This is a genomic window from Pyxidicoccus fallax (assembly GCF_012933655.1).
Lineage (GTDB): Bacteria > Myxococcota > Myxococcia > Myxococcales > Myxococcaceae > Myxococcus > Myxococcus fallax.
Map to the genome: position 1 here is coordinate 30,482 of NZ_JABBJJ010000021.1, position 10,554 is coordinate 41,035.

The 10,554-nt window shown below is 72.7% G+C and carries 1 protein-coding gene; it reads left to right on the plus strand.

What is annotated here, in order from left to right:
* Positions 1 to 119 precede the first annotated feature (119 nt).
* A complete protein-coding gene (locus HG543_RS06880) occupies positions 120 to 10,544 on the plus strand; it encodes an SDR family NAD(P)-dependent oxidoreductase (RefSeq protein WP_343073290.1) in 10,425 nt (3,474 codons plus the stop codon).
* Positions 10,545 to 10,554 lie beyond the last annotated feature (10 nt).

Consider the following 10,554-nt stretch of genomic DNA (forward strand, 5'->3'; position numbering starts at 1 on the left):
ACATCTCCGGCCTGTCACGAGCCGCGTCGCGCCTTCGAGGGGGGAAGGCGGACAGGCCTGGCGCTGCGTGCCGCGGACCCCGCCCCACTGACCGATCAGCGATGAGACAGAGGTCCAACATGAGCTCGCTCGGGCCGGTGTGTTCCGCAGGCACGGGACACCGGGGGCGGGATGCCGCCGTCATCGGAATGGCCTGTCGCTTTCCCGAGGCGGATGACCCCGCCGCCTTCTGGCGCAACCTCGCGGCGGGCATCAACTCCGTCACCGAGGTTCCGCCGGACCGGTGGGACGTCGGCCGGTGGTACTCGCCGGACATCAGCGCGCCCAATCGCTCCACGAGCCGCTGGGGCGCGTTCCTCCGTGGGTTCGACCGCTTCGACAACGGGTTCTTCAACATCTCGCCGCGCGAGGCGCGGAACATGGACCCGCAGCAGCGCCTGCTCCTGGAGGAGACCTGGCACTGCATCGAGGACGCGGGCGTGTCCGTGGAGACGCTCGCCCGGGCCCGCACGTCCGTCTACGTCGGCGCGATGGCGATGGACCACTACGCGTCCGTCCACGCGCCGGGGGCCGAGACGGAGAGCCACGCCTGCGCGGGCGCGTACGCCTGCATGATGGCCAACCGCGTCTCGTACCACCTGGGGGTGAGCGGCGAGAGCGTGACGCTGGACACGGCCTGCTCGTCCTCGCTCGTGGCCCTGCACCAGGCGCGGCGGGCGCTGCTGCTGGGCGAGGCGGACTACTGCCTCGTCGCGGGAGTGAGCCTCGACTTCAGCCCCTGGAAGTACGTGTCGTTCGGCAAGTCGCGGATGCTGAGCCCGACGGGGCAGTGCCGCACGTTCGACAAGGACGCGGACGGCTACGTGCCCGGCGAGGGCGTGGGCGTCATCCTGCTCCAGCGCCTGGAGGATGCGGAGCGGGACGGCGGCGTGATTCACGGCGTCATCCGGGGCTCGGCGGTGAACCACGTCGGCCGGGCGACGTCGCTCACGGCGCCGCGTGTGGGGGCCCAGCGGGACGTCATCCTCGCGGCGTGCCGTGATGCCGACGTGGACCCGGCGACGCTCACCTACGTGGAGGCGCACGGGACGGGGACGTCGCTCGGCGACCCGGTGGAGATCGCTGCGCTCACGGAGGCATTTCGGACGAGCACGGACCAGCGAGGCTTCTGCGCCATCGGCTCGGTCAAGACGAACATCGGACACCTGGAGGCCGCGGCCGGTATCGCGGGGCTCATCAAGACGCTGCTGATGATGCGGCACGAGCGGATTCCCCCGACGCTGAACCTGCGGACGCTCAACCCGCTCATCGACTTCGAGCGCTCGCCCTTCGTTCCCGCACGGGAGGCCCGGCCGTGGGTCCGCCCCGCGGGGGTTCCGCTTCGCGCGGGGGTCAGCTCGTTCGGCTTCGGCGGCGTGAATAGCCACGTGGTGGTGGAGGAGTACCGGGGCGGATGTGACGGCACGGCACCGGTGGCCGGCGGCGGAGCGCCGCTCGCGTTCGTCCTCTCCGCGAGGACGGAGCCAGGCCTCCGCGCGCTCAAGGCGCGGTGGGTGGAGCGCGTGCGCTCGCCGGACTTCGACGGCGCGGCGCTGCGGGAGGCGTGCCTCGCGCTCCAGGAGACCGGCCGCTCCTTCAAGCGACGCTTCGGCGCGGTGGTCCGGACGCCGGCCGAGCTGGAGGCGGCGCTCACGCGGGAGGAGGCGCCCACGCCCGCGCTTCCGGTGGGCCTCCCTGCCCTCTTCTTCGGCGACTTCCCCGAGAATGGCCCGGCCGCAGCGCGCGAGCTGGACGCGCACGACCCGCTGTTCGCCGCGGCGTTCGAGCGGCTCGCCGCGCCCCTGGTCGAGCGGACCGGGCATGGCTCGGCGGCGGCGCTCCTGGCAGCGGAGGCCGGGCTTCCGCGGGAGCTTCGTCCGGCGCTCGCGCTGTGCGTGCAGTGCGCCCTCGCCGAGAGCCTGGAACGGGGAGGCCTCGCCTTCGGCGTGCGGGGTGGCAACACGGCGGCCACGCTCGTCACCTCGGGTGCCCTCTCCTTCGACGATGCGTTGAGGGCGCTGCTCCCTGGAGGGGACGGTGCTCGCGTGAGGCTCCGGCGGCCCCGGGTGCCCTGTGTGCATCCCGTGACTGGAGAGGTGCTGGAGCCCTGGGAGGCGGACGTCGCGCTGCTCGGTGGGCTCATCTCCGGGTTCCAGGTGGACGGGGACGGCGTGCGCCGGGCCGCGGCGGAGGCGCGGCTGCTGTTCGGGACGCAGCACACGTTCTCGCGTCACCTGGAGGAGTGGCGACAGCCGCTCGCCGCGGTGGGCCGTACGCTGGAGTCGCTGCTCGATGGGACACCTCCTGGCGAGGAGCGGCTTACCGCGCTGATCCTCGCGGTGAGCCGCCTGCGGCTGGAGCGGAAGTGGTCCCTGGGGGCGCCCCGGCTGCCGGGGGACGCGAGGCTCGAGGAGCTCGCCCTGCTCGTCGCGGACGAGCTCCTGCTCCCCGATGAAGTCGTCCGGTGGATGTGCGCTCCCGATGAGGAGGCCGCCGCGGCCATCGCGGGGGCGCTCGCGGGCCGGCTCAATCGCGGCTCGAAGTCCGGCGCCTGCTCGGGCGCGCGGGGACCGGGAGCGGCGCTCTCGGGGCCGGAGGGGGAGCTCGCCGCGTCGGAGCTGCTCGGCATGGCGCTCGGGCGGGAGGGGCTGCTCCCTGGGGGCACCGGGCCAGTGCTTTGCCTCGGACGTCCGCACGCGTCCCTGGACGGCTCGGCACTCGTCGTCGCGCTGGAGGGCGAAGAAGGCGAGGCCGCGAAGCTCGGCGTGCTCGTCTCCCTGTGGCGCGGGGGACTGGAGATTGCGTGGAGCCGCTACGCGGAGGGGCGCCCCCACCGCCGGTTCCGCCTGCCGGGCTACGTGTTCGACGGGACGCCCTTCCCACCTCCCCGCGTGGACCCGCCGGTGCCGGGCCCATCCACGAGTTCCGATGCAGCGAGGGTCACCGAGATGAACACCGCGAACGTCGAGAGCACGGCCTCCAGCAGCAGCGTGGCGCTGGGGATCGCTGGCGGGACCTGGCGCGCGACCGACCCCATCATTCGCGACCACCGCATCACGGGGTGCCTGCTCACTCCGGGCGCGGCCCTCATGCGAGCCGCGCTGCTCGCGGCGCGCCGTCAGCTCCCGGGCGTCAACACGCTGCACGAGGTCTCGCTCCACACGCCTGCCCTCGTGGAGGAGGCGCTGGCCTACACGGTCGACACCGGCACGCCGGGCCGCTTCATCGTCCGCGCGGGGGACACGGCGCTCTGCTCCGGCGGGTTCAGTGCGAATGAGTCGACGGAGGCCATCGGGCCTCGGGCTGCCGACCTCCGAACGGCGCTCGCCGAGCCCTCCGACCTCTACGCGCGTCTCGCGGGCCTGGGGTACGGCTACGGCGAGAGCCTTCGCGTCATCCGGGGACTTGGCCGGACGGAGGGGCGGCTCGTCGCGCGCCTCGTGGGTGCCCCGAGCGCGGGGGACGTGGACGCGGCGCTGCTCGACGGCATCCTCCAGTGCGTCGTCGCACATGCGCTCTTCGAAGGACGGCTCCAGGGCGGCTCGCTCCTCATCCCCTTCTTCATCCGGCGGCTTCGCTTCCTCGGGCCGCTCGCCGGAACGGTGACGGTGGAGCTCGCGGACACGGCCGTGAGCGAACGGGCGGGCGCGCTGCATGCCGACGTGGTCGCACGCTCAGCGGAGGGGGCCCCGCTCGTCGTGCTGGAAGGCGCGGTCTTCCGACGGGTTCCTGTGGGTTTCCTCCAGGAGCGTGCATCCCGGGAGGGCGCCCTTCCCCACGAGACAGTGCAGGACGGAGCGCTCATGGCCGCTGACCTCCGCGCTTCGGAGTCCGTCATCACCGATGCTTCGTCCTGGCGGGCTGCTGACTCCCGGGCGGCGAGCACCACGCACGGCGGGACGCCCATGGCGAACCGGCACGCCGCTGACCTCCGCGCTTCGGAGTCCGTCATCACCGACGGTGTCCGGCCAGGTGCTCCGTCCTCGCGGGGGGGCGACTCCCGCGCCGAGGAAACGACGCCCGTTCTCATCGACAGCGCCTCGCCTGTTGCTTCGTCCTCGCGGGGGGCTGGCTCTCGCGCTCCGGATGCGGCGCCCATCCTCATCGATGGCGCCGGGCTGTATGCGCCGCGCTGGCTTGCCACCGAGCAACCCACTCCGTCCGCGGTGCGCGTCGCGTCGCTCCTCGTCCTGCCTCATGGCACCGAGGATGAAGCGCTCAGGCGCGTACTGGCGGCCGACGGTCCCGTCCTCGTGGCGCGCGCCGCTCCGGAGGGCCGGCCTGGAGAGATCCTCTTCGACCCCGAGGACCCGGCCGGCTGGACGCACGTGCTCCGCCGCGCCACCGAGGAACTGGGGAGCGTCGACGGCCCGCTGTGCATCTACGTGCTCCTCGCGGCGGACGGAGCACCCTCCTCCACCGCGCAGGCCTTGTGGCGCCACCAGACGCACGGCCCGCGAGCGCTCTTCCTCCTCGCGAAGGCCGCAGGGGCGTCACGCTTCAAGTCGGTGCGCCTCGCGGTCGCAGTTCGTGACGCGTTCTCCGTCATCCCGGGCGACCTGGCCTCGGGTTACGCCTCGGCGGGCGTCGCGGGCGCGGCCCGCACCGTCGCGCTCGAGTTCAAGAAGCTCCGCCCCGTCGTCGTCGATGTCGAGCGTCAGGGCTCGGACGACGTCGCGCTGCTGACCACGCTGCGCGCGGAGTGTCTCGCGGGCTCCGAGCAGGTGGTGGCCTACCGGAGCGGTCGCCGCTTCGTACCCCGCGTGGCCCGTGCGCGACGCGGCCGGGCAGGCACGCCGTACCGTGACGGAGGCGTCTACGTCATCGTCGGTGGCGCGGGTGGCATCGGCCGGAAGACCGCGGCACACATCGCCGCGCGAGGCCAGAACGTCCGGCTCGCGCTCGTGGGCCGCTCTCCCCTGTCGCCGGACATCGAGCAGGTCCTGCGCGAGCTGGAAGGCACTGGCGCACGGGCCCGCTACTTCTCCACCGACGTCACCGAGCGGGATGCACTCGCGGCGACCCTCGCCCGGGTGAAGGAGGCCTTCGGTTCCATCCACGGGGTCATCCACTCGGGAGGCGTCCTCGCGGACCGGCTCATCTTCAGCAAGGAGCCCGACTCGTTCGACCGCGTGCTCCGCCCGAAGGTCCTCGGCGCGTGGCTGCTGGACGAGCTCACCGCGGCGGAGCCGCTCGACTTCTTCAGCGTCTACTCGTCGGTCGTCTCGGAGCTCGGCAACGTCGGCCAGGTCGACTACGCGGCGGCGAATGCGTTTCTCGACGCGTTCATGGACTTCCGCCGGGCCCGGGGCCGTCCGGGACGCAGTCTGTCCGTCAACTGGACGCTCTGGGCCGAGGGCGGAATGGGCCGAGACACGCGGGCCATCGAGCAGCTCGCCGCGCGGGGCATCACGCTCCTCGACGACGGGCCCGCGTTCGCCGCGCTCGACGCGGCCCTGACGGGGCCGGAGGAACGCATCATCGTCCTCGGTCCCGGCGAAGGGCATCCCTTCGGCGAGCGGCTCGTCACGGCGGACTTCACGCCCGTGGCCCCCATCGCGCGGGGGGAAGCGCGCCCGCCCGAGCCCGCCGCGAAGCCGGAGGACCCGGCGGCCATCGAGACCTGGTTGACCGGGCTCGTCGCGGCGCGCATTGGCGCCAACCCGGCGACGGTCGACCGCGAGGAGTCCTTCTTCGCCCTCGGAGTCGAGTCCGTGATGGTGAAGGACCTCATGCGGGAGCTGGACGCGCGGTACGACGGCCTCTCCCCCACGGTGCTCTTCGAGCGACCCAACCTGCGGGAGCTGGCCGCCCATCTGGCGTCCCGTCCACGGCGGGCAGGCGCGCAGGAGGCCTCCGCCCCCGTGAACTCCGCGCCCGTGACGACAGGCCGTGCCGAGCCGCGCGCGGAAGCGCCGTCGCCTCCGACGAGGGCCTCCGCGCCCCTACCCGAGCGGGCCATCGCCATCATCGGGATGAGCGGGCGCTTCCCGAAGGCGCCCGATGTCGAGACCTACTGGCGCAACCTCCTCGCCGGGCTCGACTGCATCACCGAGATTCCCGCCGAGCGGTGGGACTACCGCCGCTACTTCCATCCCGACCCGACCCACGCGGACACGACGTATGGCCGCTGGGGCGGGTTCATCGACGACGTCGACACGTTCGACCCGTTCTTCTTCAACATCTCCGTGCGCGAGGCGGAGCAGCTCGACCCCCAGCAGCGCCTCTTCCTGGAGTGCGCCTGGGAGACGCTGGAGCACGCGGGCTACGGCAACCGGAAGCTCCTGCGCGAGGCGAACGTCGGCCTCTTCGTCGGCGCGATGTGGAACGAGTACACCCTCATCACCGCCGAGCAGGGCTCATTCCGGGGGCGCTACGCGGGGCCCGGCTCGCTCTACTGGCAGATCGCGAACCGCGTCTCCTACTTCCTCGACCTCACCGGCCCCAGCATCGCCCTCGACACGGCGTGCTCGTCGTCGCTGACCGCCGTGCACCTCGCCTGCCAGAGCATCCTCGACGGGGAGTGCTCCATGGCGCTCGCGGGCGGCGTGAATCTCTCGCTCCATCCGGAGAAGTACATCTACCTCGGCCAGCTCCGCTTCCTCTCCACCGATGGACGGTGCCGCAGCTTCGGCGAGGGCGGAACCGGCTATGTGCCGGGTGAGGGCGTGGGCGCCGTGCTGCTCAAGCCGCTGGAGAAGGCGCTCGCGGATGGAGACACCATCCATGCGGTGATTCGTGGGACGTCCGTCAACCACGGCGGGCGCGCCTCCGGCTTCACCGTTCCCAACCCCCGGCAGCAGGGGCGCCTGGTCGAGACGGCGCTCGCGCGCTCGGGCGTCTCCGCCGCGGAGCTTGGCTACATCGAGTGCCACGGGACGGGGACGTCGCTGGGCGACCCCATCGAAATCCAGGGGCTGAGTCAGGCGTTCGCGCAGGCTGGCGCGGCGAACCGGAAGCAGGTCTGCGCGATTGGCTCGGCGAAGTCCTCCATCGGTCACCTGGAGGCCGCGGCGGGAGTCGCGGGGCTCATCAAGGCGGTCCTCTGCCTGCGGCGCGGGAAGATTCCTCCGAACCTCCACAGCGGCGTCAAGAACCCCAACATCGACTTCACGTCGAGCCCGTTCTTCGTCGCCGAGGAGGTGCTCGACTTCCCGATGCGGGAGGGGTCGCGCTTCGCCGGGCTCAGCTCGTTCGGCGCCGGCGGGTCCAACGCCCATGCCGTCCTGCAGTGGTCCGCGGACTGGGAGCTGACGACGGTGGACGACGCGCGGCCCGAGCTGTTCACCCTCTCCGCCGCCAGCGAGCCCCAGCTCGTGGAGGCGGCCCGCAGGCTGCACCAGGCGCTCACGGCGGAGCACACGGCGCGGTATGCGCCACGCGATATCGCCGCGACGCTCGCCATCGGGCGTACCGAGCTGGCCGAGCGCCTCGCCATCATCGCCAGCTCGCGAGCGGAGCTGGTGGGGGCGCTGGAGTCGTTCCTCACCGCGCCCTCGCGCGCGGCGGCGGTTGTCAGGGGGAGCACGAAGGAGCGGGGCGACACGCCGCCGGACCGCGACGCCATCGCCGGCCTCGTCGCGAGCCGCGACCTCGGCAGGCTCGCGGCGCTGTGGGTGCGCGGTGCCCCGGTGGACCTGGGCGCGCTGTACGCCGGCCGTTCCTGGCGCCGCGTCGCGCTGCCCACGTACCCCTTCGAGCGCCGCCGCTGCTGGATTCCCCCGGCGCCGGGCACGGCTCCCACGGCGACGGGGGCGGCGGTGCTGCACCCGCTCGTGCACACGAACACCTCCACGCTGCGGCAGCAGCGCTTCATGACGGCGCTGAACGGCGAGGAGTTCTTCCTCGCGCACCATGTCGTCGGGGGACGGAAGCTCCTGCCGGCGGTGGCCTCCATCGAAGCGGCGCGGGCGGCGGTGGAGCTGTCGGGCGAGCAGGCGGTCCGCCTGCGGGACTTCGTCTGGATGCGGCCCATCGTCGCGGGTGACGACGGATGCCGTTTCCAGGTCCACCTGCATCCGGCGGAGAGCGACCTGGAGTTCTCGCTCACCGAGGCGGGTGGGGACGGCGACGTCGTCTACGCACGGGGCCGCATCCTGCGCGAGGCGTCGCCGGTGGCTCCGGTGGCGCCCGTCGACCTCGCGGCATTGAAGGCGCGCGCGACGGAGCACGTCGGGCGCGGCGCCCTCTATGCCCGGTTCCAGGCGCATGGCTTCGACTATGGCCCCGCGTTCCAGTCCATCGTCGAGGTGTACCGGGCCGGCTCCGAGTCATTGGCCCGTCTGGAGCTTCCCGCCGTGGCGACTGCTCCGGCGCTCCAGCTCCATCCCTCGCTCCTCGACGGGGCACTCCAGACGGCGCTCGTGCTCATGGATGAGGGTGGGGATACGCGCCAGCCCCCCCTGCCCTTCGCGTTGGGCGCGGTGGAGGTCCACGGAACGCCGGACGGGGCCTGCTGGGCGTGGGTGCGCAGGAATGATGCTCACCGGCTCGATGTGACGCTCGTGGATGACGCCGGGCGGGTGCTGGTCGCGATGCGAGACCTCGTGCTGCGGCGACCGGGAGAGACGGCCCGCCCCGCGACGCCGCGGCCGGAGGTGGCGCCTCCGCTCGCGGCGGCACTGGCGGCCTCGGCCTCGGGACCCACGGAGGGCCTGCGCGCTCATGTCGAGCAGCAGCTCCTCTCCGTCTACGCGGAGCTCCTGAAGGTCGCCGTGGCGGAGCTGGACCCCGAGGTGCCGGTGAGCAACTACGGGGTCGAGTCGGTGATGATGATGACCGTCCTCAGCCGCGTGGAGGCGCTGTTCGGCCGCGCGGTCGAGCCCAACGCCATCGTCGAGCATCCGGCGATTCGGGACTTCGCCACGTACCTCATCGAGGAAGGGGTGGCGACGGCGGAGGCGGTGCGAGGTGGGAGCGCCAGCGGTGGAGCTGCCTCGGCGGTCGGGGCTCCGGAATCTCCGGCGAACTTCCGCGAGGCCTCCGAGGTGCCGCCCTCCTCCACCCGCGGGGCTTCCACGCCAGCCGCGGCGAGCCGCACCCGATCGCCTCGCGTCGCGGTGGTCGCGATGTCGGGACGCCAGCCGCGGTCCGCGAACCTGGAGGAGTTCTGGCGCAACCTCACCGCCGCGCGCCGCCTCACCGGCGAGGTGCCCGCCGACCGCCTCCAGGACTTCCGCACGGCGGGGGGCCTCCCGGACGACCTGCGCCATATCCGCTTCGGTGGGTTCGTGGACGGCATCGACCTCTTCGATGCCTCCGCGTTCGGTGTCTCCGACGCCGACGCGCTCCTCATGGACCCGCAGCAGCGCTTCCTCCTGGAGCTGAGCCGCGAGCTGTTCGACGCGGCGGGGTACCGGCAGGACGAGCTGCTCGGGCGCCGCGTGGCCGTCTTCATCGGCGGCGCGGAGAGCGCGTACCTCCGGCGCCACCGGGCGAGCGTCCCCGACGCGTCCGCTGGCCGGATGGTCGTGAGCACCATCCAGAACATGCTCGCCGCGCGGCTCTCGGACCACTACGGGTTCACCGGCTGGTCCCAGACGGTCGACACGGCATGCTCCTCGTCGCTCGTGGCCATCCACCAGGCCTGCCGCACCATCCTCGCCGGCGAGGCGGAGATGGCGCTCGCTGGCGGCATCGAGATCATCCTCGACCCGTTCTACTTCACGGGCTTCGCGCGCGCGGGCGTGCTCACCGACAGCCCCAACTCGTACGTCTTCGACGAGCGGGCGAACGGCTTCGTCCTCGGCGAGGGCGCGGGGCTCGTCCTCCTCAAGTCCTACGAGGCGGCGCTGCGCGACGGAGACCCCATCCTCGCCCTCGTCGCCGGGTCGGCGGTGAACAACGACGGGCGCACGATGGGGCTCACCACCCCGAACCAGGAGCGCCAGACCGAGCTCATCACCGAGGCGCTCCAGGTGAGCGGCCTCGCGCCCACGGACATCACGTACCTCGAGGCCCACGGCACGGGGACGCTGCTCGGCGACCCCATCGAGGTCCGCGCGGCGACCAAGGCCTTCGGCCGGGGCGCGGAGCGCTGGTGCGCGCTCGGGAGCGTCAAGTCGAACGTCGGCCACTCGCTGCACGCGGCCGGGGTGACGGCCTTCCTCAAGACCGCCCTCGCGGTGGAGCGCGGCGTGATTCCCGCCACCCTCAACTGCGACCACCCGCATCCGCGCTTCCGGTTCGAGGAGTCTCCCTTCCGTCCGAACACGACGACGTCCCCCTGGGCACCGCCGGGAGGAATCCGGCGGGCGGGCATCAGCTCCTTCGGCTTCGGTGGCACCAACTGCCACGTGGTGCTGGAGCAGTTCGTCCGGAACGGGACGCCCCAGACCCGCGGCCCCCTGCCCCCGACGCGCTTCCGGCGCCGGGCCTACTGGCTCGGACGTGCGCCGACCGACGAGCGCATGTCACGGCACGAGCTGCTCCTCCGGCTGAGCCGGGGGGAACTCTCTCCCGAGCAGGCGCTCGAACTCGGACGACAGGCGCGGCACCTCGACTGACAGGACACAC